The following is a 24,320-nucleotide window of genomic DNA, read 5'->3' as shown; positions in this document are numbered from 1 at the left end:
AGGGTCACCGGTACGCTCCGCATTCTCGCAGGTCAGAGGCATGGTCCCCACCCCCGGCTTGACGGGACTTATTACGCTGCGTAACCTCACAGTGAGTTACGAAGCAGCCGTTCCGGGGAGACACATGTCCAGCGAATACGCCAAACAGCTCGGGGCCAAGCTCCGGGCCATCCGCACCCAGCAGGGTCTGTCGCTCCATGGGGTCGAGGAGAAGTCGCAGGGCCGCTGGAAGGCGGTCGTCGTCGGCTCCTACGAGCGCGGCGACCGAGCCGTCACCGTGCAGCGCCTCGCGGAGCTGGCGGACTTCTACGGGGTCCCGGTGCAGGAGCTGCTGCCCGGCTCGACCCCCGGGGGCGCCGCCGAGCCGCCGCCCAAGCTCGTCCTCGACCTGGAGCGCCTGGCCCATGTGCCCAGTGAGAAGGCCGGGCCGCTCCAGCGGTACACCGCGACGATCCAGAGTCAGCGCGGTGACTACAACGGCAAGGTGCTGTCGATCCGTCAGGACGACCTGCGCACATTGGCCGTGATCTACGACCAGTCGCCCTCGGTGCTGACCGAGCAGCTGATCAGCTGGGGCGTGCTGGGCGCGGACGCGCGGCGTGCGGTGCAGGCCGAGGAGTCCTGAGGCGTCCTCGCCCAGAGCGGCCGAGGGGGTGACGGGCCGGTGCGGCCCGCCACCCCCTCGTGGGAGCCGACTCCCTGGCGTCGCGCGTCAGCGGCTCAGGTCAGCGGCACGGCTCAGCGGCGAAGCGTCGGCTTCAGGTCCTTCAGGCGGCCGAGCAGGCCGTTGACGAAGGCCGGTGAGTCGTCCGTGGAGAACTCCTTGGCCAGCTGCACCGCCTCGTCGAGGACCACGGCGTCGGGCGTCTCGTCCTGCCAGATCAGCTCGAAGGTGGCGAGCCGCAGAATGTTGCGGTCGACGACCGGCATGCGGTCGATCGGCCAGCTGACGGTGTACTGGGCGATCAGCTCGTCGATGCGCCCGGCGTGCCCGGCGTAGCCCTCGACCAGCTCGCGGGTGAAGTCGCTGACCCGGGGCTGCCGGTCGTCGGTGAGGGCCAGCCTGGCCCAGTCGGCGAGGACGTCGGTGGCGGGCACGCCGCGCTGGTCGGCCTCGAAGAGGATTTGCAGGGCACGTTTGCGGGCCTTGCTGCGGGCAGCCACGGTTAGCTGTTCACCCGGCCGAGGTATTCGCCGGAGCGGGTGTCGACCTTGATCTTCTCGCCGGTCGTGATGAACAGCGGCACGCCGATCTCGTACCCGGTCTCCAGCCTCGCGGGCTTGGTGCCACCGGTCGAGCGGTCGCCCTGGACGCCGGGCTCGGTGTACTCGATGACCAGCTCGACGGCGGCGGGCAGCTCCACGAAGAGGGGGTTCTCCTCGTGGATGGCGACCGTGCAGTCCTGGCCCTCCAGCAGGTAGTTGGCGGCCTCGCCCACGGTCTCGGGCGTGATGTGCAGCTGGTCGTAGGTCTCCGTGTCCATGAACACGAAGTCGCTGCCGTCCTTGTAGGAGAACTGCATGCCCCGCCGGTCCACGGTGGCGGTGTCCACCTTGGTGCCGGCGTTGAAGGTCCGGTCGACCACCTTGCCGGAGAGTACGTTCTTGAGCTTGGTGCGCACGAAAGCGCCGCCCTTGCCGGGCTTGACGTGCTGGAACTCGACGACGGACCACAGCTGGCCCCCGTCGAGCTTGAGCACCATGCCGTTCTTGAGGTCGTTGGTGGTGGCCACGGTTGCGGATTCTCCTACCGACTGCTGCTTGCGGTGACCGAGGCCCCCCGGCCACCCGGGCAGGGCTACAGGGCGAGGAGTTCCTTGGTCGTGATGGTGAGTAGCTCGGGTCCGCCGTCCGCCGGTGAGCGGACGACCAGCGTGTCATCGATCCGGACACCACCCCGGCCTGGAAGATGCACCCCCGGCTCGACGGTGACCGGCACGCAAGGGCCCAGTCTACCCATGGCCGCCGGGGACAACCGAGGGTCCTCCCCGATTTCCAGGCCGACCCCGCGCCCGGTCACCGGGCCGAGCGCCGTGCCGTGCCCCGCGGCGTCGAGCACGTCCCGCGCGGCCCGGTCGACGGCCGCGTACTCCGCGCCCGGGGTCAACGCCTCCCGCGCGGCCCGCTGAGCGGCGAAGACCACCTCGTACAGCTCGATCTGCCAGTCGTCGGGGCTGGTCCCGATGACGAACGTCCGCCCGATCCGGCAGCGGTACCCGCGGAAGCGGGCGCCGAGGCACACGGTCAGGAAGTCGCCCTCCTCCACCCGCCGGTCCGTGGGCCGGTGCCCGGCCAGGCCCGAGTGGCTGCCGGTGGCCACCGAGGTGGGGAACGCCGGGCCGTCCGCGCCGTGGTCCACCAGGCGGCGTTCGAGCTCCAGCGCGAGATGGCGCTCGGTGCGGCCCACCAGGATCGACTCGAGCAGCTCCCCCAGCGCCCTGTCGGTGATCTCGGCGGCCACCCGCAGCGCCGCGATCTCCTCCTCGTCCTTCACCAGCCGCTGCCGCTCCACCGCGCACTCCAGGTCGACGAGCCTGACCCCGACGGCACCGGCCGCGACGGCCCGATGGCGGGCGACGGTCAGGTGGTGCTCCTCGACGGCCAGGGTGTCGGCGCCGCCCTCGGCGGCCAGCTCGGCGGCGGCCACCGCGGGGTCGGCCTCACCGCCCAGGGGCGCGATGCGCAGGCCCTGGTCCTCGGCGGGCAGCGGGCCCGCGGGGTCGCCGCCGTGGTCCCAGTGGCCGAGCAGCACGTCCTCGCCCGAGGGGCCCACGAGCAGCACGGCCCCCTCGGGGACGGAGCCGGCCAGGTAGCGGACGTTGGCCGGCAGGGAGACGAGGGCGGCCACGCTGCCACCCGCTGGCGAGCAGCGGGCCCGCAGCCGTGACCTTCGGGCCGCGTGAACCTCGGACATGGACCGAGCCTATGCGGGCCCGCCCCTCTTCGGCCGCCTGAACACGTCCGGACGAGCGCGACGGGTCACCACTGCGGCGGGTGGGACAGGCTCCGGGCGACCGCGTCGTCCAGCATCCTCGCGGTGGTCGCCACGTCGTGCCGGGAGTTGTCGATGATGGGCAGGCCCGAGCCGTACCACCCGGCCATGCGGCCATGGATCGTGGCCACCTCCTCGTCGGAGAGGCGCCGGGTGCCGGTGCGCGCGGCGTTCCGCTCGAGGACGACATCGAGCCCTGGCAGCAGCACGATCGGGATGAGCCCGGGGCCCACATGGCGCTTCCAGCCGCCGAGGCCCACGGCCGGGCGGTCGGGGAAGACGGCGTCGTCGAGGACGCAGGAGATGCCGTTGGCCAGGAAGTTCCGTGCGGCGAAGCCGCATGTGCGCCGCGCGAGGCGGTACTGGGCCTCGGAGCGGTCGTCCCAGCCCGATCGGGGGTCGGCGAACCCTGAACGCACCCACTCGCGCACGTCGTCCAGGCTGATGTGGGCCGTGGGCACGGGTCTGCGCTCGGCCCAGAACCTCGCCACCGTCGTCTTGCCCGCCCCCGCCGGGCCGATCAGCAGCACCGCCACCCCGGCGTGCGCGATGTCGGGCGCCGCGGCGCCCGGCGCCGGGGTCGGCGCGGGCACCACCCCGCCGGGCGGCAGCTTGAGGTACCCGCTCGTCCCCCCGTCGAGCGGAGCCGGGGGTGGCACGGGCATCCCACCGGGCTGTTGCATCCGATCCCCATGTCCGTCATCTCAGCGCACGGCGCGGCCGCTCGTGCGTCCCTTCGGGCCTGACACACCGTACCGGTCGGGCCTTTCGTTGTCGTGAACGCATGGGGAGCCCGGACAGTGCCGCCCGGGGCTGCTTCAGTCGGCGAGCTGGTCGGCGACCGCCCGCAGGGCCAGCAGGTACGAGCCGATGCCGAAGCCCGCGACCGTGCCGCTGGCCACCGAGGCGATCACCGAGGTGTGACGGAACTCCTCCCTGCGGTACGGGTTGGAGATGTGCACCTCGATGAGCGGGGCGGTGCGCTGGGCGGCCGCGTCGCGCAGGCCGTAGGAGTAGTGGGTGAACGCGCCGGGGTTGAGCACCACGGGCACCGCGCCGTCCGCGGCCTCGTGCAGCCAACGGATCAGCTGCCCCTCGTCGTTGGTCTCCCTGACCTCGGGGTCGAGGCCGAGCTCCTCGCCCAGCGCGGCACAGCGCTCGACGAGCCCGGCGTAGGACGTCGAGCCGTAGACGTCGGGCTCGCGCGAGCCGAGGCGGCCGAGGTTGGGCCCGTTGAGGACCAGGACACGGCGGCTCATCCGGCCACCTCCGCGTGCGCGGCGACCAGCAGGGCCGGGTCGGGGCCTTCGAGGACGGCGGGGCGGGCCAGCCCGTCGAGGACGATGAAGCGCAGCCGGTCGCCCCTGGACTTCTTGTCCACGCGCATCGTCCCGAGCAGCCGCTCCCATGGCGCGCCGCGGTAGGTCACCGGCAGGCCGACGGACGTGAGGACGGCCCGGTGCCGGTCGGCCGTCGCGTCGTCGAGGCGGCCCGCGAGGCGGCCGAGCTCAGCGGCGAAGACCATGCCGACGGAGACGGCCGCGCCGTGCCGCCAGGAGTAGCGCTCGTTCTTCTCGATGGCGTGCGCGAGGGTGTGGCCGTAGTTGAGGATCTCCCGTGGGCCCGACTCCTTGAGGTCGCCGGCCACCACCTCGGCCTTGACGCGGATGGCGCGCTCGATCAGCTCGGCGGTGTGCGGCCCCTCGGGGCGGCGGGCCGACCCGGGGTCGGCCTCGATGAGGTCGAGGATCGCGGGGTCGGCGATGAAGCCGGCCTTGATGATCTCGGCGAGCCCCGAGACGTAGTCGTTGACCGGCAGGGAGTCGAGCGCGGCCAGGTCGCACAGCACGCCCGCCGGGGGGTGGAAGGCGCCCACCAGGTTCTTGCCCTCGGCGGTGTTGATGCCGGTCTTGCCGCCGACGGCCGCGTCCACCATGCCGAGCACGGTGGTCGGCACCGCGACCCAGCGGACGCCGCGCAGCCAGCTCGCGGCCACGAACCCTGACACGTCGGTGGTCGCGCCGCCGCCGACCGCCACGATGACGTCGGTGCGCGTGAACCCCGACTGCCCGAGCGCCTTCCAGCAGTACGCGGCGACGCCCGCGGTCTTGGCCTCCTCGGCGTTGGGCAGCTGGACGGCGATCGTCTCGTACCCGTGGTCGGCGAGGTCCTGGCGCACCACCTCGCCGGTCTCGGTCAGCGCCTCGGGGTGCAGGACGGCGACGCGGCGGGCCGCGGTGCCGATGAGTCCCGGCAGCTCGCCGAGGAGGCGGCGGCCGACGAGCACGTCGTAGGGCGCCGTGCCCGCGCTGCCGCCGACCGCGATCCTGGTCGCGGCGGGGATGCGGCCGCCCTGGGCCGGGGTGGTGGTCATGCGGTCGTGAGCTCCAATGCGTCGAGAACGGCCTGGGCGACCTCGCCGGGGGTGAGGTCGGCCGTCTGCACCACCGCGCGGGCGACCTCGGTGTAGAACGGGCGGCGCTGCTCCATGAGCGTGCGCCACTGCTGCCTCGGGTTCATGGCGAGCAACGGGCGTGCGGCGTCAAGGCCGACGCGGCGGACGGCCTCCCCGTGCGCGACGTCGAGGAAGACGACCGGCCGACCCGCCAGCAGGGCGCGGGTGCCCGGGTCGAGCACGGCGCCGCCGCCCAGCGCGACCACGCCGTCGTGCCCGGTGACGGCGGCGTGGACGGCGGCGGCCTCGAGCTCGCGGAAGCGCGGCTCGCCGTCCTCGAGGAAGATCTCGGGGATGGCCTTGCCCGCCGTCTCCTCGATGTCCCTGTCGGTGTCGCGCAGGGTGCGGCCGAGGCGTTCGGCGAGCAGCGTGCCGACGGTGGACTTGCCCGACCCCGGCGGGCCGACCAGCACGACGGCGGGCCCGTGGTCAGGCGCGGCGGCGGTCATCGGATCTCCAGGTGGTCGAGGAAGCCGGTCACGTTGCGGCGGGTCTCGACCACGTTGTCCCCGCCGAACTTCTCGGCGACGGCGTCCGCGAGCACGAGCGCGACCATCGCCTCGGCGACGATCCCGGCGGCCGGGACGGCGCACACGTCGGAACGCTGGTGGTGCGCGCGCGTCGTCTCACCGGTCGCGACGTCCACCGTGGCCAGCGCCCTCGGCACCGTGGCGATGGGCTTCATCGCGGCGCGCACGCGCAGCGACTCGCCCGTGGACAGGCCGCCTTCGGTGCCGCCCGAGCGCCCCGAGGCGCGGCGGACGCCGTCGGGGCCCGGCACGATCTCGTCGTGCGCGAGCGAGCCGGGGACGCGGGCCAGGCCGAAGCCGTCGCCCAACTCGACGCCCTTGATGGCCTGGATGCCCATGAGCGCCCCGGCGAGGCGGGCGTCGAGGCGGCGGTCCCAGTGGACGTGCGAGCCCAGACCCACCGGCACGCCGTGGGCGACCACCTCGACGACGCCGCCGAGGGTGTCGCCGTCCTTGTGCGCCTGGTCGATCTCGGCCACCATCGCCTCGCTCGCCTCGGGGTCGAGGCAGCGCACCGGGTCGGCGTCGAGCCGCGCGGTGTCCTCGGGGCGGGGCAGCAGGCCGCGGGGGGCCGCCGCGCCGCCCAACTCCACGACGTGCGAGACGATCTCGACGCCCGCGGTCTCGCGGAGATACGAGCGGGCGACGGTGCCGAGGGCGACGCGGGCGGCCGTCTCGCGCGCGGAGGCCCGCTCCAGGATGGGCCTGGCGTCGTTCACGCCGTACTTCTGCATGCCCGCCAGGTCGGCGTGGCCGGGGCGCGGGCGGGTCAGCGGGGCGTTCCTCGCGAGCCCGGCGAGCACCTCGTCGGGCACCGGGTCGGCGGCCATGACCTGCTCCCACTTGGGCCACTCGGTGTTGCCGACCATGACGGCCACGGGCGAGCCGAGGGTGAGGCCGTGCCGGACGCCGCCGAGGAACGTGACCTCGTCGCGCTCGAACTTCATCCTGGCGCCGCGGCCATAGCCGAGCCGGCGCCGCGCCAGGGCGTCCGCCACCATGTCGGTGGTGATCGGGACCCCCGCGGGCAGCCCCTCAAGCGTGGCCACCAGGGCCGGTCCGTGCGACTCTCCCGCTGTCAGCCAGCGCAGCCTGCTCAACGGTGCTCCTTAGGGTTCCTCGACCTGGCGGTGTACCACCGCCGATCCTGCCACGTCCGCGCGTGGCGCCCGCCCGCCGTCTGCGTCGCGAGACGGCGGGGCCGCTCAGCGGGCGGCGAGGGCGGCGCGGCCCGCCGCGCGCATCTGCCTGACGGGCGCGGGGGCGATGCCGGTCATCGCCTCGACCTGGAGCACGGCCTGGTGCACCAGGAGGTCGAGGCCGCCGATGACATGGCCGCGCCTGTGGGTCCAGGCGCCCGCCAACGCGGTGGGCCAGGGGTCGTAGAGCACGTCGAACAGGACGCCGGGGTGGTCGGGCACCGCGCCCGCGAGGCGGTCCGTGGCGCCGGCCGGGGTGGTGGCGATCACCAGGGGCTCGGTCAGGGCGCGTTCGGCCTCGGACCACGCGGCGGTGCGCACCGGGACGCCGAGGCGCTCGCCCCAGCCGCGCATCTCGCGGGCGCGGTCGTCGCTGCGCACATAGGCGGTGATGTGGCCGGTGCAGACCTGGTCGAGCGCGGCGACGGCCGAGGCCGCGGTGGCGCCCGCGCCCAGGATCGCGGCGCTCTCCACCTCGGTCACGCCCCGCTCGCGGAGGGCCTGGACCATGCCGGGGACGTCGGTGTTGTCGCCGTGGCGCCGCCCGTCGTCGGTGAAGACCACGGTGTTGGCGGCCTCGACGGACGCGGCGGTCTCGGTGATGTCGTCGAGCAGCGGGAGCACGGCCCGCTTGAGCGGCATGGTCAGCGAGAGCCCCGCCCAGCCGGGCCCCAGCCCTTCGAGGAATCCCGGCAGGCCCTTCTCGTCCACCTCGAAACGCCCGTAGTCCCACGTCTCCAGGTCGAGCGCGCGGTAGGCGGCCCGGTGCAGGACCGGGGAGAGCGAGTGCGCGATGGGCGAGCCGATGACCGCGGCGTGCCGGTCCGCCGGTGGGTCTCCCATCAGCCGTCCCCCCCCTCGGCCTGGGCGGCGTTGAACTCCTCGACGTTCTGCTCGTGTTCGGCGTGGTCGGCGGTGAACCGGGTGTCGCCGGGGCGGACGGTCACGAAGTACAGCCAGTCGCCTTGGGTGGGGTTGAGCGCCGCTTCGAGCGCCTGGTGCCCTGGGTTGTCGATGGGGCCCGGCGGAAGTCCCTGCACCTGGTAGGTGTTGTAGGGGGAGTCGAGCTCGGTGTCCTCGTAGGAGACCTCGAGGGTGTCGCGGTTGAGCGCGTAGTTGATCGTCGAGTCGAACTGCAACAGCATCGGCAGCTCGAGCCGGTTGTAGATGACCTGCGAGACCTGGCCGAACTCCTCGTCCTCCTGCGCCTCGGCCTGGATGAGCGAGGCGATGATGACGATCTCGCGCGGGGAGCGGTCGAGCTCGGCCGCCTGGCCCTCCAGGTCGATCTCGGCGAACTCGTTCTCGGCGCGGTCGACCATGCGCGACAGCAGCTGCTCGGGCGTGGTCTCCTCGCCCACGTCGTACCGCGCGGGGAAGAGGAAGCCCTCCGGGTCGCCCTCGGCCCACTCGGGCAGCCCGATGTCCGCGGTCTCGGCGACCTCGGCGGTCGCGCCCTCCTCGAGGCCCAACTGCGCGTCGATCATGGCGTAGATGTCGGAGGCGCGCTCGCCCTCGGGAATGATGAGGGTGTTGGCGGCGGATGACGCGGGGTCGAGGAGCAGCGCGACGGCGGACTCGGCCGACATCTGCTCGCGCAGGGTGTAGATGCCCGCCTGGATCAACTGGCCGTCGTCGCCCGCGGCTTCGACGAACGCGTCATGGCTCCTGACCACGCCCGCCTCCCTGAGGATGTTGCCGATGGCGGAGACGGATGAGCCCTCGGGGATCTCGATCTGGACCTCGCCGGAACCCTCGCCCGCGTAGTCCGGGGCGGCGCCGAAACGATCCTGGTAGAAGCCGTAGCCGTACCACGCGACGCCGCCGAGGCCGCCCACGACGACGAGCGCGATCGCGACGCAGCCGCAGCCCGCGCGCCGCTTCTTGGGGCGGTCGCCGCGGCGGCCCGAACGCGTGGGGGCGTCGCGGTCGGCGTCGTCATCGTCGTCGTCGCGGGTGAAGAAGTCCCGTTCGCCCTGGTCGGGTCCTGGATCCCAGCCCGTCTCCGGGTCGGGGCCCGCCAGGTCGTCGTAGGGGCCGCCGGGCGCGGCGCCGCCCGGGCCTTGACCCCCCTGCTGGCGCGGCATGCCCTGCGGCGGCATCTGCCGCTGGGGCATCGCCTGTGTCTGGTACGGCTGCTGGGCCTGCTGGGGGTGCTGGGGGTGCTGCGGATGGTGGGAGTGCTGCGGATGCTGGGGGTGCTGCGGATGCTGGGGGTGCTGCTGCCCGTGCGGGTCCTGCTGGAGGTACATCTCCTGTGTGCCGTAAGGCTGCTGGAACTCACCGGTGCCATAGCCCCCCTGCTGGGGGTGCGGCTGCTGGGGGTGGTGGGCCTGGTGCGGGTACTGGCCCGATCCGTAGTAGGGGTCGCCCGCGTTCCAGCCGCCCTGCTCCGCCTGCTGCCCGGGGTAGTACTGCGCTTGCGGATACTGCGCCTGGTCGCCGTACCCCTCCTGCCAGCCGTCGCTCCGCGCGGACTGGCCACCCGTGCCGTCGTACCCGCCCGACCAGTTCTGCTCTCCGTAGAGCGGGTCGTCGGGGTGCCACGGTTCGGAGCCGGGACTCCGGCCATACTCAGTCATCGAACCCCTTGTGAAGCAAGGCGGCAGCCGCTTTCCCCCGCAGTCCACAACACTGCCCTGTCGCGCGGAACGTTACCGTATCGCGATCAGACAACCACTTCGACGCACTGCCCCGGCGGGCGGCCCGAGGACCGCTCCGTCTCCAGGGCGCTCTGGAGGATGACGACCGCGGCCGCCTGATCGACGCGCGATCTGCCCTTGCGCTCCTTGACGCCCGAGGCGCGCATGCCGCGGGTCGCGGTGACGGTGCTCAGCCGCTCGTCGACCAGCCGGACCCGGACCGGCGCGACATCGCGGGCGATCCGTTCGGCGAACGCCCGCACCCGCGCCGCTGCCGGGCCCTCGCCGCCGCCGAGGGAGCGCGGCAGCCCGACAACGACCTCGATCGGCTCGTACTCGGCGACCAGTTGGGCAAGGCGGCGCCTGGCGGCGGGGACATCGCGCCCCGGCACGGTCTCCACCGGGGTGGCGATGAGCCCGTCGGGGTCGCACGAGGCGACCCCGATCCTGGCCTCGCCCACGTCGACGCCGAGGCGCCTGCCGCGTCGCATCAGGCGGTGTCCCCGACCTGGCGCTCGACGGCGGCCAGCGCGTCGTCGATGGCCGCGGGGTCCTGCCCGCCGCCCTGGGCCACGTCGGGCTTGCCACCGCCCCCGCCGCCGAGTGCCTTGGCGGCGGCGCGGACCAGGTCGCCCGCCTTCAGACCGCGTTCCCTGGCCGCCTCGTTGGTGGCGACGACGGTGAGCGGGCGCCCGCCCGCCACGGTGAACAGCGCCACCACGGCGGCCCGGTCGCCCTGGATCCTGCCTCGCACGTCGAGCACGAGGCGGCGCAGGTCGTCGGCGGTGGTGCCGTCGGGGACGCGCCCGCTGGCCAGGGCGACGCCGTGGATGTCGCGGGCGGCGGCGGCGATGCCGCCGGCGGCCTGGAGGACCTTCTCGGCGCGGAAGCGCTCGATCTCCTTCTCGGCGTCCTTCAGGCGGCTCAGCATCCCGGAGATCCGCTCGGGCAGCTCCTCGGGGCGGCCCTTGACCAGCTCGGTGAGCTGCGCGACCACGGCGTGCTCGCGGGCCAGGAAGCGGTAGGCGTCGGTGCCGACGAGGGCCTCGACGCGGCGCACGCCCGAGCCGATGGAGGACTCGCCGAGCAGCTTGACGAGGCCGAGCTGGGCGGTGTTGTGCACATGGGTGCCGCCGCACAGCTCCTTGGAGTAGTCGCCGATGGTGACCACGCGGACCCGGTCGCCGTACTTCTCGCCGAACTCCGCGATGGCGCCCTGCTTACGGGCCTCGTCCATCGACATCACCTCGGCGGTGACGTCGAGCTCGCGGCCGAGCACCTCGTTGATCTTCTGCTCGACATCGCCGAGCACGGAGCCCGGCACCGCGGCGGGCGAGCCGAAGTCGAAACGGAAGCGGCCCGGCGCGTTCTCGGACCCGGCCTGGGCGGCCGTCGGGCCCAGGGCGTCGCGCAGCGCCTGGTGCGTGAGGTGCGTGGCGCTGTGGGCGCGGGCGATGGCGCGGCGGCGGTGGATGTCGATGTGGCAGTGCGCGGCGGCGCCCACCGTCACCTCGCCGACCTGGACGACTCCCTTGTGCACGATGACGCCGGGCACCGGCTGCTGCACGTCGCGGACCTCGACAACGGCCCCCGACTCCAGCCTGATCCGCCCGGTGTCGGCCAGCTGGCCGCCGCCCTCGGCGTAGAACGGGGTGCGGTCGAGGACCACTTCGACGTCGTCGCCCTCGACGGCGGCGGGCGACGAGGCGCCGTCGACCAGCAGCCCGACCACCGAGGACTCGGCGGCGGTCCGCGTGTAGCCGATGAACTCCGAAGGCCCTGCGGCGTCGGCGACGGCCCGGTAGGCGGACAGGTCGGCGTGGCCCTGCTTCTTGGCGCGGGCGTCGGCCTTGGCGCGCTCCCGCTGCTCCTTCATCAGCCGCCGAAAGCCCGTCTCGTCCACGGACAGGCCCTGCTCGGCGGCCATTTCGAGGGTGAGGTCGATCGGGAAGCCCCAGGTGTCGTGGAGCAGGAACGCCTTGTCGCCAGGGAGCACGGTGGACCCGGCGGCGCGCGTCTCGGTGACGGCGGAGTCCAGGATGTTGGTGCCCGCCTTGAGGGTCTTGAGGAACGCCGACTCCTCGGCCAGCGCGACCGTTTCGATACGGCGGCGGTCGGTGAGCAGCTCGGGGTACTGCCGGCCCATGGTGGTCAGCACGACGTCGGCGAGGTCGGCGACGACGGGTCCCGTGGCGCCCAGGATCCGCATGTTGCGGATGGCGCGGCGCATGATGCGGCGCAGGACGTAGCCGCGGCCCTCGTTGCCCGGGGTGACGCCGTCGCCGATGAGCATGGCGGAGGTGCGCATGTGGTCGGCGACCACGCGGAGCGAGACGTCGGTGGCGTCGGACCTGCCGTAGGGGACGCCGGTCAGCTCGCCCGCCTTGTCGATGACGACGCGCAGGGTGTCCGTCTCGTACATGTTCTGGACGCCCTGGAGGACCATCGCGAGGCGTTCGAGGCCGAGCCCGGTGTCGATGTTCTTGGCGGGGAGGTCGCCGAGGATCGGGTAGTCCTCCTTGCCCTGGCCCGGGCCGCGCTCGTACTGCATGAACACGAGGTTCCACAGCTCGACGTAGCGCTCCTCGTTGACGGCGGGGCCGCCCTCGGGGCCGAACTCGGGGCCGCGGTCGTAGTTGATCTCGGAACAGGGACCGCAGGGTCCCGGCACGCCCATCGACCAGAAGTTGGGGCCCATCCCGAGGCGCTGGATGCGCTCGGCGGGGACGCCGACGACGTCGCGCCAGATCCGCTCGGCCTCGTCGTCCTGCTCGTAGACGGTGATCCACAGCCGCTCGGGGTCGAGGCCGTAGCCGCCGTCGGCGACGGAGCTGGTCAGCAGCTCCCAGGCGAGCGTGATCGCGCCCTCCTTGAAGTAGTCGCCGAACGAGAAGTTCCCGCACATCTGGAAGAACGTGCCGTGCCGTGTGGTCTTGCCGACCTCCTCGATGTCGGGGGTGCGCACGCACTTCTGCACGCTGACCAGGCGCGGGTGGGGCGGCCGTGCCTCGGCGAGGAAGTAGGGCTTGAACGGCACCATCCCGGCGGGGACGAGCAGCAGCGTGGGGTCGTCCGCGATCAGCGACGCCGAGGGCACGACGAGGTGCCCGCGCTCCTCGAAGAAGCTCAGCCAGCGGCGGCGGATTTCAGCCGACTCCATCAGTGGTCCTCTTTTCGGGTCGTCCGGATGGTCCGGATCGCTCGGGTCGCTCGAGGCGCTCGGGGCGTTCGGTTCGTCGAGGGCGGTGGGGGTGGATCACGGGCGCGGGATCGGGCTCGGGGGCGGGCGGGAGCGCGTGGGGGTCGCGCGCGGGCTCGATGCCGAGCGCGTCGTTCAGCTCGCCCTCCCGCTGGGCCATGCCTGACCTGACGTCGAGCGCGAAGTCGCGCACCCGGTGCCCCGCCGCCGCGGCGCGGTCGGCCGCCCTGACGGCGAGGCTTTCGGGCGCGAGGCCGCGGAGGGTGCGCTGGACCTTGGTGGTGGCCCAGATGCCTGCGGCGGCGCCGGTGGTGAACCAGAACGCACGGCGGAACACGGGCGGATCAGTCCTTTCCGGTCGAGCGGCGGCGCGGCCCCGGGAGCCTTCGGGCCCGTGGGGCGGCCCCCGCCTCGGGGGTCGCGGCGGCGCGGCGGCGCAGCGCGCGGCGCACGCCGTAGCCGAACGCCGCGACCTTCACCAGGGGCCCGCCGAAGGTGGTGGCCACGGTGCTCGAGAGCGCCGAGGCGTTGGCGGCGACCTCCTGCACATCGGTGGTGATGGTCTCGACGCGGTCGAGCTGCGCCTGGGCGGAGCGGACGGTGTCGGACGCCTCGCCGAGCAGCGGCACGGCCCGTTCGGTGACGCTGGTGACCAGCTCGGTCGCGGCCCTGAGGGCCTGTGCGAGCCTGACCAGGGCCACGGCGAGGAACGAGACCAGGATCGCCCAGAAGACGGCCACCAGGAGGCCGGCCACTTCACCACCGGACACGTTCGCACCGCTTCCCTCGGACGGGTCATTTCCCACTCCCCGGCACACGGGGTCGGCCGCCGCTCACCGGCTCGGCGGCCCGGGTGGGGGCGGCGGCAGGACCCGACCCTATCGCGCCCCGCGCCCACGCCTGTACCGCATTCCCGGGCTCCTGCCAAGGGCCGAAGGCCGCAATTGTACGTTCTGCATACATCCGAGTACGCTGCGTGTTCCATGCGAGGCTTTCAGGGTTCCGAGCCCGAGGCTCGGGAGACGGCGAGGCTCGGCCGCGGGCCGGGCAACCTCCCGGCTGAGCTCACCAGGTTCATCGGGCGTCACGCCGAAGTCGGGGCGTTGACACAGCAGTTGACCTCCTCGCGGCTGGTCACGGTGACCGGGGTCGGGGGCGTGGGCAAGTCGCGGTGCGCGGTGCAGGCGGCGCGGCAGCTCCAGGAGCGGTTCTCCGACGGCGTCTGGCTGGTGGAGCTGGCCACGGTGCGGGACCCCGAGCTGCTCGACCACGCGGTGGTCGAGGCGTTGGGCCTCACCGACCACACGGGCAGGCCGCCGCGCGCGGTGCTCACCGAGCGGCTGGCCGACCGGCGGCTGCTCCTCGTCCTCGACGGCTTCGAGCATCTGGTGGAGCCGTCCGCCGCGTTGGTGCTCGACCTGCTGCGCAGGGCGCCGGGTCTCCGGGTGCTCGCGACGGGCCGGTGCCCGCTCGGCGTCGCGGGGGAACGCCTCTACCCCCTGCCGCCGCTCTCGGCGCCGACGCCGGGCTCGGGCGAGGCCAGCGAGCTGGCGCCGCTGAGCGAGGCGGCCTGGCTGTTCGCGGACCGGGCGGCGGCCGTGCTGCCGGGGTTCGCGGTGACCGAGGAGAACCACTCGGTGGTGGCCGAGCTGTGCCACCGGCTCGACGGGATCCCGCTGGCCCTGGAGCTGGCCGCGGGTCGGCTGCGGACGCTGTCGCTCGACCAGACGTTGCACCGCCTCGACGACCGCTTCAGGCTGCTGGTCGGCGGCCACAGGGGCGCGCCCCCGCACCACCACACGCTGCGCACCGCGATCGGCTGGAGCCACGAGCTGTGCACCCCGTCGCAGCGGCTGCTGTGGGCGCGGCTCTCGGTCTTCGCCCGCCACTTCGACCTGGAGGCGGCCGAGTACGTGTGCTCGGGGCCCGACCTGCCCGCCGACGCGGTGCTCGACGTGCTGACCGAGCTGGTCGCGCAGTCGGTGCTGACCCGCGAGGACGCCGCCTCGGGCGTGCGCTACCGGATGCTGGACACACTGCGGGCGTACGGCGCCGACTGGCTGGCGGCGACCGGGGACACCGACCGGCTGCGCCGCCGTCACCGGGACTGGTGCACGGGGCTCGTCACCTGGTGCGAGCTCGAGTGGTTCAGCCCGCGCCAGGCCGAGGTGGCGCGGCGCGTCGAGGACGAGATGCCCAATCTGAGGGCCGCCCTCGAGTTCGCGTTGAACGACGAGGAGGAGGGCCGCCTCGGGCTCTACCTCGCGGGAACGCTGTGGTTCTGCTGGATCGGCTGCGGGCGGCTCGGCGAGGGCCGGTACTGGCTGCGGCGGGCGCTGCTGCGGGGGACCGACCACGAGGAGATCCGGCTCAAGGCGCTGTGGGTGGTCGGCTATGTGGCCGTGCTCCAGGGCGACACGGTGGAGGCCCTGACGGCGTTGCACGAGTGCCAGGAGGGCGCGGAGCGCACGGGCAACGCCAGGGCCGCCGCCTACAGCAACCACAGGCGCGGCTGCCTCGCGCTGATCAGCGACGAGGTGCAGCGGGCCGAGAAGCTGCTGCGGGCGGCGCTCGAACGCTTCGAGGAGATCAGCGAGCTGAACAGCGAAGTGCTCATGTGCAAGGCGCAGTTGGCGATGGCCATCGCGTTCCAGGGCGACCTCGCGGGGGCGGTGCGGCTGTGCGAGGAGGCGCGCGGGGTGTGCGACGAGCACGGCGAGCGCTGGGCGCGCACCTACGCGCTCTACGTCCTGGGCTTCGCGGCGTGGAGCCGCGGGGACCTGGCCGAGGCCCGCGAGCTGGTGGAGGCGTCGCTGCCCGCCGCCCACGCCTTCCACGACCTGGTCGGCACGGTCCTCGCGCTCGAGCTGCTCGCCGGGATCACGGCCTCGGAGGGCGATCCCGCCGAGGCCGCGGTGATCCAGGGGGCGGCCGCGAAGGTGTGGGCCTCGGTGGGGATGCAGATGTTCGGCTCGGAGTACTTCAACGCGCCCCACATCCACTGCGAGCGCCATCTGCGGCGGCGGCTGGGGGCGACGCGCTTCCGCGCGTGCTTCCGGGAGGGCGAACGCCTCGACACCGACCGGGCGGTGGCCAGGGCGCTGCGCCGCGCGGACGGCGCGGGCGCGCGCCCCGAGGCCGCCGCTCCCAGGGCGCTGCCCGCGAGCCGCGACGGCTCTCGGCCCGCGCTCCCCGCGGCCGCGCGCGGGGACGGCGGGGAGCCCGAGCCGTCGCCCGGCGGTCAGCGGGCGTAGTACTCGACCACGAGCTGCTCGTCGCACAGCACGGGGACCTCGCGGCGCTGCGGGTCGCGGTCGAGCCTGAAGGCCAGGGCCTCCAGGTTGACCTCGAGGTAGCGCGGGGTCTCGCCGTCCGCGGCGTAGCCGCCCTCGCGGGCGACCAGGAAGGGGTGCTTGGCCCGGCTGCGCTCGCGGACGGCGACGACATCCTGCGGGCGCACCCGGAACGACGGCTTGTCCACCTTCCGCCCGTTGACCGCGATGTGACCGTGCACCACCATCTGACGCGCCTGGTAGATAGTGCGGGCCAGCCCCGAGCGCAGCACCAACGCGTCGAGGCGGCGCTCCAGTTCGATGATGAGGGCCTCGCCGGTCTTGCCCTCGACCTTGCGCGCACGTTCGTAGGCGCGGACCATCTGGCGCTCGCTGATGTCGTACTGGGCGCGCAGGCGCTGCTTCTCCAGGAGGCGGACCTTGTAGTCGCTGGTCTGCTTGCGGCCACGCCCGTGCTCGCCCGGCGGATAGGGGCGCTTCTCGAAGTACTTGACCGCCTTCGGGGTCAGGGCGATGCCGAGGGCGCGTGACTTCTTGATCTTGGGACGCGACTGGTTCACGGGGAGCGGACCTCCGGGTATCTCATGTAAGTTAGGTGAGGCTTACCTTATCTGAGGAGTGAGCATGACGCGATTCGGAGTTCCCGCTCCCGCGAGATGTCCGGGCGAGGAGGCCCGGGGCCCCTCGGCCGCCGAGCGGGTGCGCACCCTGGTGGAGTCCAACTCCTCGGCGGTGCTGTCGATTCCCGAGGCCGAGCCTGGTGAGCCGGGGCCGAGCGTCGTGGAGTCACGCGCGGTGGCGGCCACCGGAGACCTCTTCCTGCTGGTCCCCGACACCTGTCCGGCGGCGCGGGCCGCCGCCCACGCGCGGGACGACGAGGTGACGGCCGTGATGGAGATCACCGACATCGCGCCGGTGGCCGTGCCCCACCGGGTCAGGGGCCGCGGCTGGGTGGCGGGCTGGCTGACGGTGGCGCGGGGCCGCGCGCACGCCGCGGGCGCGCGGCTGCTCGCCGAGTGCGGGCCGATGCCGGGCCCCGGCTGGTCGCTGCTCCGCCTGGAGGCGGGCGAGGCGTACATCGACGACCTGTGGGGCAGCTCGCACGTCGAGCCCGACGAGCTCGCCGAGGCGGACCCCGATCCCCTGGCCCGGTACGAGGCGGAGCTGCTCCAGCACCTCGCCACCGCGCACGGCGCCCAACTCCGCTCGCTCTGCGCGCTGTTGGACGGCACCAACGCCTCGTGCGCCGAGGCCGTCACGCCCCTGTGCCTCGACCGCTTCGGGCTGCGGGTGCGCTTCCGCGCGGGCGCCTCGTGCTTCGACGCCCGCTTCGAATTCCCGGCCCCCGTCGGGGACATCGCCCAGCTCCGCCGCGCGATGCGCCAGCTCTTCGAGGCCGCGAGCGCCTGAACGCCCGACCGCGCCGAAGGGGACACCCGGCCGGTCACTCCTCGGTCAGCCGCCGACGGACCCGGTCGAGCACCTCGCCGTACCGCGCCTCGGCGCCGTGCGTGGTCGGGCGGTAGTACCGCTTGCCGTGCACCGCGTCGGGGGCGTACCGCTGGGCCGCGATGCCGCCGGGCAGGTCGTGGGGGTACTGATACCCCTGGCCATGGCCGAGCTTCTCCGCGCCCTTGTAGTGGCTGTCGCGCAGGTGCGCGGGCACCGGGCCCGCGAGGCCCGCGCGCACGTCGGCCTGCGCCTCGCCGATGGCGACCACCGCGGCGTTGGACTTGGGGGCAAGCGCCAGGGCGATGGTGGCGTGCCCGAGGGTGATGGCCGCCTCGGGGAAGCCGATCATCGCGACCGCCTGAGCCGCCGCGACGGCCGTCGGCAGGGCCGTCGGGTCGGCGAGGCCGATGTCCTCGCTCGCCGAGATCATCAGCCGCCTGGCGATGAAACGCGGGTCCTCCCCGGCCTCCACCATCCTGGCCAGGTAGTGCAGCGCCGCGTCCACGTCGGAGCCCCTGATCGACTTGATGAACGCGCTGGCCACGTCGTAGTGCTGGTCGCCGTCCCTGTCGTACCGCACGGCGGCGCGGTCGACCGCCTCCTCGAGGGTGGCGAGCCCGATCTCCTTCTCGCCCTTGGCCAGCGCCGCGCCCGCCCCGGCCTCGAGCGCGGTCAGCGCCCTGCGCGCGTCGCCGCCCGCTATCCGCAGCAGGTGCGACTCCGTGTCCTCGGGCAGCGTGACCGCGTCGCCGAGGCCCCGCTCGTCGGCCACGGCCCGGCGCAGCAGCGCCCTCAGGTCCTCCTCGGTCAGCGGCTCGAGCGTCAGCAGCAGGGAGCGCGAGAGCAGCGGGGAGATCACCGAGAAGTGCGGATTCTCCGTGGTGGCCGCGATCAGGGTCACCCAGCGGTTCTCCACGGCGGGGAGCAGGGAGTCCTGCTGCGCCTTGCTGAAGCGGTGGATCTCGTCGAGGAAGAGGACCGTGTCCTTGCCGTACGCCCCCGAGGAGCGGCGGGCCCCTTCGATGACCGACCGCACCTCCTTGACCCCCGCGGTGATGGCGGAGAGCTCCACGAAGCGCTTGTCGGTCGCCTGGCTGACCACATAGGCGAGCGTCGTCTTGCCGGTGCCCGGCGGGCCCCACAGGATGACGGACGAGGGCCCGGCCGGGCCGCCGCCGCCCTCCCCCACCAGACGCCGCAGGGGCGACCCGGGGCGCAGCACATGGCGCTGCCCCACGACGTCGTCAAGGGTGCGCGGACGCATCCGGACGGCCAACGGCCGCCCGGTGGGGTCCTTCTCGGCGCGCTCCTCGGCGGCCGCGGTGAACAGGTCGGGCTCCACACCCCGACCCTAAGTCACGCCACCGACAACAGGTCACGCCACCGACAACGCCGCCCGGCGGCTCAGCTGGTCCAGAAGTCCCACCAGCGGGTCAGGATCAGCATGCCGATGATCCCGATGTGCACCGCGGGGACCAGCCAGTGGAACTCCTCGAACGTCCGCCGCACGCCCTCGGGCGCGGGCAGGAAGCCGTGGCGGACGTTGTGCAGCGTCGTGTACCAGAACATGACGATGGTGGCGACCCAGGCCAGGCAGCACCACAGGCACAGCGCGCCGATCTCGTACAGCGACTGGTACTGGAGCCAGGTGCAGAAGCCCACCCCGAAGAGCGTCCCCGCCTGGAGCCCGAGCCAGAACCACCGCCGGTACCTGGCCCCGGCCAGCAGGCCCATGCCGATGGCGATCACCATGCCGTAGGTCACCAGGCCGAGCATCGGGTTGGGGAACCCGAAGACCCCGGCCTGGTCGCTCTCCATGATGTTGCCGCAGGAGACCACGGGGTTGATGCTGCACGCCGGGGAGAAGTCCGGGTCCTCGAGCAGGTGGAACTTGTCCAGCGTGATGACCCAGGCCGCGAGCAGGCCGGCGAAGCCGGTGATCACCAGCGTCAGCGCGAAGCCGCGCCCCGCGCCCACGGCCCCACGCCCGCCCTCGGCCCTGACCCCGTCCGACGGGGCCACGTCCACCGCAGCTGCTGCCATCTCGTTCATCCCTCGTGTCCGGGTGCGGCCCACCCTGTTCCTCGGTGACGTCCCTCGGTGACGTCCATCAGTGACACAACGCTCACCCGCCGCTGATGTCAACCTGGCAAAGGTCCCGAGCGAGGGGAATCCGGGCCCTCAGCCGAGCCGTTGGCGCAGCTCCCCGACCGCACCGGTCAGGGCGACGGGCGCCTGCTCCCCGCTGGCCAGGTCCTTCACCTGGACGACGCCCTCGCCCAGGTCCCGGTCCCCCGCCACGACGGCGTAGCGGGCGCCACTGCGGTTGGCCGCCTTCATCGCGGCCTTGAGCCCTCGTCCACCATAGGCGAAGTCGGCGCGGACCCCGGCCCGCCGCAGCTCCGTGACCAGCGTGAACAACGCGCGCCTCGCGTCCTCGCCGAGCGGCACCGCGAACACGTCGGTGGCCGACGGCAGATCGAGCGCGACGCCCTCGGCGCGCAGGGCGAGCACCGTCCTGTCCACGCCGAGCGCCCAGCCGACCGAGGGGAGCCTTGGCCCGCCGATCATCTCGGAGAGCCCGTCGTACCGCCCGCCGCCGCCGACCGCCGACTGGGACCCGAGGCCGCCGTGCACGAATTCGAACGTGGTGCGGGTGTAGTAGTCCAGGCCGCGGACCAGCCGGTCGTCATCCGTGAAGGGGACGCCCGCCTCGCGCAGCAGGTCGCGGACGCCCTCGTGGTACGCCTTGCACGACTCGCACAGGTGGTCACGCATCATCGGGGCGCCGGTGAGCTGACGCCGCACGCTCTCGCGCTTGTCGTCAAGGACGCGCAGGGGGTTGATCTCGATCCTGGCCCTGGTGTCCTCGTCGAGGTCGAGCCCGCGCAGGAACGCCTGGAGCGCGGCCCGGTACGCGGGGCGGCACTCGGCGTCGCCCAGGGAGTTGAGCAGCAGCGTCACCCCGGTCAGGCCGAGCGAGCGGTGGGCCTCGGCGGCCAGGATGATCAACTCCGCGTCGAGCGCCGGGTCCTCGGCCCCGATCGCCTCGGCGCCGACCTGCGAGAAGTGGCGGTACCTGCCGGCCTGGGGGCGTTCGTAGCGGTAGTACGTGCCCGAGTACCAGAGCTTGACCGGGAGGTTCCCGACCCGGTGCAGATTGGCCTGGAGCGCGGCGCGCAGGACGGACGCGGTGCCCTCGGGGCGCAGCGCGAGGCGCGTGCCGCCCTTGGTGGTGAGGGTGTACATCTCCTTGGTCACGATGTCCGTGGACTCGCCGACGCCCCGGGAGAACAGCTCGACGTGCTCGAAGCCCGGGGTCTCGACATAGCCGTAGCCCGCGCCGCGCAGCGGGGCCGCGAGCGCGTCGCGCACCGCGGTGAACGCGGCGGAGTCCGGCGGGATGAGGTCGTACGTGCCCTTGGGGGCGGTGAAACTGCTCACGAAAGGATTCTTCACATTCCTGGTCGCTGTGCGGCGGCGTCGGCCGCCGCCCGGCCGGCGGCCAGCTCCCGCAGGAACGGGTTGGTGGCGCGCTCGCGGCCGATGGTGGTCTGCGGGCCATGCCCGGAGAGCACCACGGTCGAGTCACTGAGCGGCAGGCAGACACGGGCCAGCGAGCGCAGGATCTCGAGGTGGTCACCCCCGGGCAGATCGGTGCGTCCGACGGAGCCGGCGAACAGCAGGTCGCCCGAGAACAGCACCGGCGGAACGTCCGCCTGCTCGGGCAGCCCGAAGGTCACCGACCCCTTGGTATGGCCCGGGGCGTGCGCGACGGTGAGGGTCATCCCCGCGAGATCGAGCTCGGCACCGTCGGCCAGCTCCCGCAGGTCGTCGGGCTCCCCCACGGTCAGCTCGCCCATGAGCGGCTGGCCGATGCGGACGCCGAGCGCCTTCTCCGGGTCGTCCAGCATGTAGCGGTCGGCCGGGTGGATCCAGGCGGGCACGTCATGGGCGCCGCAGACGGGCACCACCGAGGCGACGTGGTCGATGTGGCCATGGGTGAGGATCACGGCCACCGGCTTGAGCCGGTGCTTGGCGATGGCCTCGGCGACGCCGGGGGCGGCCCGGTGCCCCGGGTCGATGATCACGCACTCCTCGCCCGCGGCGGGCGCGACCAGGTAGCAATTGGTCCCCCAGGCCCCGGCGGGGAAGCCAGCGATGAGCACGGTCGTCCTCACGGTCGTCGTGGGTGGCTGCCTGGCCAGAGCCTACCGGCGGCGGTGCAGGACGGGCGAACCCGTATACGGTGACGCCACGGGCGCACTTGATGTACATGAGTTCCAGTCCCCGACAGACAAGGGAGAGCGCGGTGGTCAGCAAGGAGCAGCGGCGCAAGCAGCTCGCGCGCGCGAAGTTCGAGCGGCAGCAGCAGCGGAGGGCGAATCGGCACCGCCGGGGTCGCCGCCGCCGCATCCTGCTCTCGGTCGCGCTGGTCGTGCTCGTGGCCGGCGGCGCGACCGCCCTGGTGGCCGTGAACCGGGACGACGGCGGCTCGGACCCGGCGGCGGAGGACAACGCGCAGCCGAGCGACGAGCCGACCACGCCACTCGACGACCCCTGCGAGGCCCCCGCGGAGGGCGAGCCGACCACGGCGCAGTGGGAGGAGCAGCCCGAGATGGCCGTCGACGCCGCGAACGACTACGTGATGCGGCTCGCGACCACGTGCGGCGACATCGAGATCACGATGGACGCCGAGGCGGCGCCACAGACGGTGAACTCGTTCAACTTCCTCGCCGGCGAGGGCTACTTCGACCACACCCGCTGCCACAGGCTGGTGACCGAGGGCATCTACGTGCTCCAGTGCGGCGATCCGCAGGGCACGGGCCAGGGCGGCCCCGGGTACAGCCTGCCCGACGAGAACCTCGACGCCCCCGAGGTGGCCGATGGCGTCTACCCCGCGGGCACGGTGGCCATGGCCAACAGCGGCCCCGACACCGGCGGCAGCCAGTTCTTCGTGGTGTACGAGGACAGCCAGCTGCCCGCGCAGTACACGCCGTTCGGGACGCTGACCGCCGGGCTCGACGTGGTCGAGCTGATCGCCGGGACGGGCGCGGCCCCGCCCGACGCCAACGGGACGACCGCGCCGAACGCCACGGTGGTGATCAACGAGGCGACCGTGGAGGAGGTTGCGGCGGAGTGAGCCCCGTTCACCGGTATTTTCCGGCGAGCAAGGTGCGGACAGCCGGGCACGGTGTCACCTATGTTGGCGTTGTGCAGGGTGCCTGCGCCGGTCGGGCGGGAGAACAGGGCCGCCGACCGGTCGAGAAGTGTGGACGGTGCCGGGGGCGTCAGGCCCCGTCGTGCGCATCAAACGAGGAGGCGCTGTGAGCAGCGAGCCGTGGGGCCGTGTTGACGAGACCGGGACCGTGTACGTGCGGACGCCGGACGGCGAGAAGGTCGTCGGCTCCTGGCAGGCGGGCTCCCCCGAGGAGGCGCTCGCCTATTTCGAGCGCAAATACGAGGGCCTCGTCGTCGAGGTGGACCTCCTCGAGCGGCGGGTGCGGACCACCGACCTGTCGGCCAAGGACGCCATGACGGCCATCGGCCACCTGCGCGAGCAGGTCGACGCCGGGCACGCGGTCGGCGACCTCGCCGGGCTCGGCCGCCGCCTCGACGAGCTGGTCGCCCTGGTCGACGCGCGCCGCGAGGAGCGGAAGGCGACCAAGGCGCGGCAGACCGAGGAGGCCAGGTCGGCCAAGGAGGCGCTGGTCGCCGAGGCCGAGGAGCTGGCCGCGAGCGAGCAGTGGCGGGTCGCGGGTGAGCGGCTGCGCGGCCTCGTCGACACGTGGAAGGGCCTGCCGCGGCTCGACAGGAAGACCGACGACGAGCTGTGGCACCGGTTCTCGCAGGCCAGGTCGGCGTTCTCCAAGCGCCGCAAGTCGCACTTCGCCGCGCTCGATTCGCAGCGCGAGGAGACGCGGCGGCGCAAGGAGAAGCTGATCGCGGAGGCGGAGAGCCTGTCGGAGTCCTCGGACTGGGGCCCGACGGCGGCCCGTTACCGCGAGCTGATGCGGGAGTGGAAGGCGGCGGGCCGGGCGCACCGGGACGCCGAGGAGGACCTGTGGGCCCGCTTCAGGGCGGCGCAGGACATCTTCTTCCAGGCCCGGGGGTCGGCGTTCGCCGAGCGGGACGCCGAGCACCGCGACAACCTCGCGCGCAAGGAGGAGCTGGCGGCCGAGGCCGAGAAGCTGCTGCCGATCACCGATCTGCGGGCGGCGCGTGCCGCGTTGCGCTCGATCAGCGAGCGCTGGGAGGCCGTCGGCCATGTGCCCAGGGACGCCAGGGCCGCGATCGAGGGCCGGATGCACGCCGTCGAGCGGGCCATCGCCGAGGCGGAGGACGTCGAGTGGCGGCGCACCAACCCCGAGGCGCGGGCACGGGCCGCGGGCCTGACCGGGCAGTTGCAGGACGCCGTCGACCGGCTGCGGGAGCAGGCGGAGCGGGCCAGGGCCCAGGGGAACGCCGCCAAGGCGCAGAAGCTCGAGCAGGAGCTGGCCGGGCGGCAGGCGCTGCTCGACCAGGCGCTCAAGGGGCTTCAGGAGTTCGGCGGCTGAG

24 protein-coding genes are annotated in these 24,320 nt (G+C 73.3%); 5 read left to right on the top strand and 19 right to left on the bottom strand.

Annotated elements, in window-relative coordinates:
- Positions 1–124 precede the first annotated feature (124 nt).
- Positions 125–625, top strand: coding sequence for a transcriptional regulator BldD (bldD, locus tag D7318_RS01440; protein ID WP_113685051.1), 501 nt, complete (start codon positions 125–127; stop codon positions 623–625).
- A 113-nt stretch (positions 626–738) separates the two neighbouring features.
- Here bldD and nusB read toward each other — a convergent pair whose 3' ends face one another.
- The 14 genes from nusB to D7318_RS01370 all read right to left on the bottom strand — a co-directional run bounded on the left by nusB (position 739) and on the right by D7318_RS01370 (position 13,787).
- On the bottom strand, positions 739–1,164 hold the full coding sequence (gene nusB / locus D7318_RS01435) for a transcription antitermination factor NusB (protein ID WP_120694951.1): 426 nt from the start codon (positions 1,162–1,164) through the stop codon (positions 739–741).
- Between the two features lie 2 nt (positions 1,165–1,166).
- Entirely contained in the window at positions 1,167–1,733 is a 567-nt protein-coding gene (gene efp / locus D7318_RS01430; RefSeq protein ID WP_120694950.1) for an elongation factor P, read from the bottom strand.
- Between the two features lie 65 nt (positions 1,734–1,798).
- A complete protein-coding gene (locus D7318_RS01425) occupies positions 1,799–2,914 on the bottom strand; it encodes a M24 family metallopeptidase (RefSeq protein ID WP_120694949.1) in 1,116 nt (371 codons plus the stop codon).
- Between the two features lie 65 nt (positions 2,915–2,979).
- On the bottom strand, positions 2,980–3,675 hold the full coding sequence (locus D7318_RS01420) for an AAA family ATPase (RefSeq protein ID WP_230423237.1): 696 nt from the start codon (positions 3,673–3,675) through the stop codon (positions 2,980–2,982).
- 135 nt (positions 3,676–3,810) lie between these two features.
- Positions 3,811–4,251 (bottom strand): type II 3-dehydroquinate dehydratase, encoded by a 441-nt coding sequence (gene aroQ, locus D7318_RS01415; RefSeq protein WP_120694947.1) that lies wholly within the window; start codon positions 4,249–4,251, stop codon positions 3,811–3,813.
- Complete coding sequence (gene aroB / locus D7318_RS01410; RefSeq protein ID WP_120694946.1) at positions 4,248–5,366, bottom strand: 3-dehydroquinate synthase; 1,119 nt, start codon at positions 5,364–5,366, stop codon at positions 4,248–4,250. Before aroB ends, aroQ begins: the two co-directional genes overlap by 4 nt.
- Entirely contained in the window at positions 5,363–5,896 is a 534-nt protein-coding gene (locus D7318_RS01405; protein ID WP_120694945.1) for a shikimate kinase, read from the bottom strand. The genes aroB and D7318_RS01405 overlap by 4 nt, the downstream gene beginning before the upstream one ends.
- Positions 5,893–7,077 carry a chorismate synthase gene (aroC, locus tag D7318_RS01400; RefSeq protein ID WP_120694944.1) on the bottom strand — a complete coding sequence of 395 codons (1,185 nt, stop codon included), beginning with the start codon at positions 7,075–7,077 and terminating at the stop codon, positions 5,893–5,895. The genes D7318_RS01405 and aroC overlap by 4 nt, the downstream gene beginning before the upstream one ends.
- A gap of 105 nt (positions 7,078–7,182) precedes the next feature.
- Positions 7,183–8,019 carry a shikimate dehydrogenase gene (locus D7318_RS01395; protein ID WP_120694943.1) on the bottom strand — a complete coding sequence of 279 codons (837 nt, stop codon included), beginning with the start codon at positions 8,017–8,019 and terminating at the stop codon, positions 7,183–7,185.
- Positions 8,019–9,758 (bottom strand): endolytic transglycosylase MltG, encoded by a 1,740-nt coding sequence (gene mltG, locus D7318_RS01390; RefSeq protein WP_120694942.1) that lies wholly within the window; start codon positions 9,756–9,758, stop codon positions 8,019–8,021. Before mltG ends, D7318_RS01395 begins: the two co-directional genes overlap by 1 nt.
- Before the next feature lie 86 nt (positions 9,759–9,844).
- Complete coding sequence (ruvX, locus tag D7318_RS01385) at positions 9,845–10,309, bottom strand: Holliday junction resolvase RuvX (protein ID WP_120694941.1); 465 nt, start codon at positions 10,307–10,309, stop codon at positions 9,845–9,847.
- Positions 10,309–12,978, bottom strand: coding sequence for an alanine--tRNA ligase (gene alaS, locus D7318_RS01380; protein WP_120694940.1), 2,670 nt, complete (start codon positions 12,976–12,978; stop codon positions 10,309–10,311). Before alaS ends, ruvX begins: the two co-directional genes overlap by 1 nt.
- Entirely contained in the window at positions 12,965–13,354 is a 390-nt protein-coding gene (locus tag D7318_RS33305) for a DUF6167 family protein (protein ID WP_220729458.1), read from the bottom strand. Before D7318_RS33305 ends, alaS begins: the two co-directional genes overlap by 14 nt.
- A gap of 7 nt (positions 13,355–13,361) precedes the next feature.
- On the bottom strand, positions 13,362–13,787 hold the full coding sequence (locus tag D7318_RS01370; protein WP_120694939.1) for a DUF948 domain-containing protein: 426 nt from the start codon (positions 13,785–13,787) through the stop codon (positions 13,362–13,364).
- 213 nt (positions 13,788–14,000) lie between these two features.
- Here D7318_RS01370 and D7318_RS01365 point away from each other — a divergent pair, with 213 nt between their 5' ends.
- Positions 14,001–16,271 (top strand): ATP-binding protein, encoded by a 2,271-nt coding sequence (locus D7318_RS01365; RefSeq protein ID WP_120694938.1) that lies wholly within the window; start codon positions 14,001–14,003, stop codon positions 16,269–16,271.
- On the opposite strand, the gene rpsD is transcribed toward D7318_RS01365, so the two are convergent.
- Entirely contained in the window at positions 16,259–16,870 is a 612-nt protein-coding gene (gene rpsD / locus D7318_RS01360; protein ID WP_120694937.1) for a 30S ribosomal protein S4, read from the bottom strand. The two genes, D7318_RS01365 and rpsD, sit on opposite strands and share 13 nt — an antisense overlap.
- A 64-nt stretch (positions 16,871–16,934) precedes the next feature.
- Here rpsD and D7318_RS01355 point away from each other — a divergent pair, with 64 nt between their 5' ends.
- Positions 16,935–17,720 carry a DUF2470 domain-containing protein gene (locus D7318_RS01355; RefSeq protein WP_120694936.1) on the top strand — a complete coding sequence of 262 codons (786 nt, stop codon included), beginning with the start codon at positions 16,935–16,937 and terminating at the stop codon, positions 17,718–17,720.
- Positions 17,721–17,754: 34 nt separating this feature from the next.
- Here the strand turns inward: D7318_RS01355 and D7318_RS01350 are convergent, their stop codons facing one another.
- From D7318_RS01350 to D7318_RS01335, 4 genes are all read right to left on the bottom strand, one after another.
- Positions 17,755–19,104: a replication-associated recombination protein A gene (locus tag D7318_RS01350; RefSeq protein WP_120694935.1), complete on the bottom strand. Its 1,350-nt coding sequence runs from the start codon at positions 19,102–19,104 to the stop codon at positions 17,755–17,757.
- 62 nt (positions 19,105–19,166) lie between these two features.
- A complete protein-coding gene (locus D7318_RS01345) occupies positions 19,167–19,805 on the bottom strand; it encodes a vitamin K epoxide reductase family protein (protein ID WP_120695216.1) in 639 nt (212 codons plus the stop codon).
- Positions 19,806–19,943: 138 nt separating this feature from the next.
- Positions 19,944–21,206: a histidine--tRNA ligase gene (hisS, locus tag D7318_RS01340; RefSeq protein ID WP_120694934.1), complete on the bottom strand. Its 1,263-nt coding sequence runs from the start codon at positions 21,204–21,206 to the stop codon at positions 19,944–19,946.
- Positions 21,207–21,217: 11 nt separating this feature from the next.
- Entirely contained in the window at positions 21,218–21,931 is a 714-nt protein-coding gene (locus tag D7318_RS01335) for an MBL fold metallo-hydrolase (RefSeq protein WP_120694933.1), read from the bottom strand.
- Positions 21,932–22,074: 143 nt separating this feature from the next.
- On the opposite strand from D7318_RS01335, the gene D7318_RS01330 reads away from it, so the two are divergent.
- Positions 22,075–22,905: a peptidylprolyl isomerase gene (locus tag D7318_RS01330; RefSeq protein ID WP_120694932.1), complete on the top strand. Its 831-nt coding sequence runs from the start codon at positions 22,075–22,077 to the stop codon at positions 22,903–22,905.
- Positions 22,906–23,089: 184 nt separating this feature from the next.
- The gene (locus D7318_RS01325; RefSeq protein WP_120694931.1) at positions 23,090–24,319 is read left to right on the top strand and encodes a DUF349 domain-containing protein; all 1,230 of its coding nucleotides are present in this window, start codon (positions 23,090–23,092) and stop codon (positions 24,317–24,319) included.
- The last annotated feature ends 1 nt before the right edge of the window (position 24,320 follow it).

It is taken from the genome of Streptomyces radicis, from assembly GCF_003626575.1.
GTDB classification, from domain to species: domain Bacteria; phylum Actinomycetota; class Actinomycetes; order Streptomycetales; family Streptomycetaceae; genus Streptomyces; species Streptomyces radicis.
The sequence above is the reverse complement of the archived record's forward strand: the minus strand, read 5'-3'. Positions and strand labels throughout refer to the sequence as shown.